The organism is Oleiphilus sp. HI0061, assembly GCF_001635675.1.
Genome location: NZ_LWFE01001103.1, coordinates 1 through 2,628, shown reverse-complemented (window position 1 = coordinate 2,628; position 2,628 = coordinate 1). Strand labels below are relative to the sequence as shown.

Below are 2,628 nucleotides of genomic sequence, written 5' to 3'. Positions count from 1 at the left end.
AATTCGTTTCTAAGCTGCTCATTACTTTCTCTAAGCTCACGATTTCGCTTATCTAGATTAAGGGCATTGGCCGAAATAGACTTAATGTTCTTTAGCTCTTTGCTATTAGCATTAAGCTCTGAAGTGGTTTGAGTATGTTCTTTGCTAAGACTCTGGTGCTTCTTTTTCAAGTTGGCCAGTTGAGTTTGAGTTTCTTCGTAGTTAGCTTTTAGTTTAGCTAACTCCTGATTAGCTTGGGCTAGCTTAACTTTAGCAATAGGCTGCGCCGTTAGATATCTAGAAGGCAGATAGCCTTCTATGCCGCTTGGCGTTTTAACGTGTGCGTAGCCAGAGCTCAGCTTTTCAATAATTTCCAGCTTGGTGCCGCTCTTAAGTCCTTTGTGGACAATCCTAAACCCGACTCCTTCGCCGCTGCGTAAGGGAACTAAAAGGGTGTCGTCTATGTACATAGTTTCAGCTGATGCAGAGCTGATAGCCAACGCGAGTAAGCATATAGAGGCCGCGATCTTTGAAAGGAATGATGTTTTCACGATTTGTATCCTGTATTTCGTAGTAAGCCCGTTTTAAACAACGAGTCGTAAAGTCAGTAGCGTTAGCCCCGGTTTAGGTCGCTTGATAAGTGTTCTAACTAAGGTAGAACTTTCTTAAATGGTTTAACCGTAACGTTTTCATAAACGCCGGCTGCAACGTAAGGGTCTTGGTCTGCCCATGCTTGGGCTTCGTTTAAAGAACCAAACTCTGCTATTACCAAACTTCCTGTAAAACCTGCTTCACCTGGATCTTCCGAGTCAGTCGCAGGGTGTGGGCCGGCAACAAATAAGCGGCCTTGTTGTTTTAGTTCTTCTAGTCTTGCCAAATGAGCAGGTCTTGCAGATTTGCGCTTTTCTAAACTATTTTCGATATCCTGGGAGATAATTGCGTAGTACATGTGTTTCTCTATTGTTTCAATGTTTGGTCGTAGACTAATTAAAGCATTCTAAGGCTATTGATGGATGATGTCTTCAAAATCCAAGCCCGTTAATCGTTTTATGTGCTTAAAGAGGTAGAGCATTGCGTATATCATCACGATGACGCAGGGTATTGTAATAACCGGGTAGCTAAGCAGGTTCATTGTACCAAGCTCGTCATTGAACTCGGCAGTTCCCGAAGGGCTGACGACTATGTACTTTGCCAATGCATAGTTTAGAGCAGCGGAAAGCATGAAAGAGCCCGCTAGTATATAAGTGGCTGTTTTTAAGACACGTTCAAAAGCGCCTTGGTTATTACTTTTGTCGAGAGCTTCATCGACCTTATCAATTTGCAGAATCTTGTCGTTATAAATAAATGTTTTGACCAAGGGGTACTTGGTTTTTAGTGAAACAATCGTACCTATAGCAATGATCAATGGTATGCTGGCTTCTTTGATTGCAATATATTTTGCATCGAGTTCCAATAGGCCAATGCCGCTGGTGAGTAGAATGCTAATAAAGCCTAACGCTGGGATGAATCCGAATTTTCGCTCTTTGATGAACTGGTAAATACCAAAGAGTAGTGGGAAGGAAAGGCCAAAAATTAGTGCGTATACAGGTCCCAGGCTATCATCGCCGCTCAGATATTTTAGAATAACGGTAGGTAAAATAACGCAGATTGCGAGCTCAAGTAACAAATGACTGGTTTGCTGTTTTTGTGCAGGCTTCTTTGGCTGTGTTGAGGTGTCGATAGTATTTTCGCTCATAAGGTGATTGCGTTGTTCCGTATTAAAAGGTTGTACAAATAGTACGTGAATAAGCTTACAGGTTGGTGATTATATGTGGAAACTGTGAAGGTTCAAACTTACCATCTTTACATAACATGCTTTTATTAAACCTGAATGACACCAACCTTAGATAATCGTGGAGAGTTATGAACCGTTCGCCAATAGATTTACATTGCCATAGCCTGTCATCGGATGGCAGTTTGAGCCCTACAGAGCTTATTCAAAGGGCTGCGGCAAATGGTGTGAAACTCTTGTCTCTAACTGACCACGATACCGTCGCCGGTCAGCAAGAAGCTTTTGACGCAGCAAATGTTGAAGGGATTTCAATGGTGCCCGGAATCGAGCTTTCATGTGTTTGGGGAAACTTTACCATCCACGTTCTTGCCTACAACTATGACTTGAATTCGGGCTTGATGCAGGAAATTGAAGCAAAGCAGTTACAGTCACGTCATCAACGCGCAGAGCTAATTGCAGAAAAACTAGAAAAAAAAGGCTTTCCAGGCCTGTTAGATGCTGCTCGGGCTTTGACTCAGTCAGGGATCCCTGGCCGACCTCATTTTGCACAGGCGATGATTGACCTAGCTTATGTTAGCGATCATAACGAAGCCTTTAAAAAGTATCTGGGTGCGGGGAAGGTTGGCGATGTAAAAAGTTTATGGCCAGAGCTAAAAGACATGGTAAATAGTATTGTTAACGCAAAGGGGAGTGCTGTCGTTGCCCACCCCAGAAAATACAATATGACCCTGACTAAGCTGCGCAATATGTTGGTAGAATTTAAAGCGCAGGGAGGCGAAGGCATTGAGGTAGTTACCTCAGGGCAGAAGCAAGGGGAAGTCGGGATGCTTAGTGATTTGTGTCAGCGAATGGGGTTGAAAGGTTCAATCGGTAGTGAC

4 protein-coding genes are annotated in these 2,628 nt (G+C 43.2%); 1 reads left to right on the top strand and 3 read right to left on the bottom strand.

Annotation, left to right across the window (positions count from 1 at the left end; translation table 11 throughout):
- The 3 genes from A3735_RS15940 to A3735_RS15930 form a co-directional block, all read right to left on the bottom strand.
- The coding region (locus tag A3735_RS15940) for a TIGR04211 family SH3 domain-containing protein (protein ID WP_068638267.1) at positions 1-530 on the bottom strand (530 nt) is incomplete at its 3' end.
- A gap of 98 nt (positions 531-628) precedes the next feature.
- Positions 629-928 carry a YciI family protein gene (locus tag A3735_RS15935; protein ID WP_068511593.1) on the bottom strand — a complete coding sequence of 100 codons (300 nt, stop codon included), beginning with the start codon at positions 926-928 and terminating at the stop codon, positions 629-631.
- Between the two features lie 54 nt (positions 929-982).
- The gene (locus tag A3735_RS15930) at positions 983-1,714 is read right to left on the bottom strand and encodes a VC0807 family protein (protein WP_068511596.1); all 732 of its coding nucleotides are present in this window, start codon (positions 1,712-1,714) and stop codon (positions 983-985) included.
- Between the two features lie 167 nt (positions 1,715-1,881).
- Here A3735_RS15930 and A3735_RS15925 point away from each other — a divergent pair.
- Positions 1,882-2,628 (top strand): PHP domain-containing protein (locus A3735_RS15925; RefSeq protein ID WP_068638266.1); only part of this gene is annotated, 747 nt, incomplete at its 3' end.

Bases quoted from the DNA above. Each gene is read 5' to 3' on its own strand.
- A3735_RS15935 (WP_068511593.1), bottom strand. From the start codon at position 928: ATGTACTACGCAATTATCTCCCAGGATATCGAAAATAGTTTAGAAAAG.
- A3735_RS15930 (WP_068511596.1), bottom strand. From the start codon at position 1,714: ATGAGCGAAAATACTATCGACACCTCAACACAGCCAAAGAAGCCTGCA.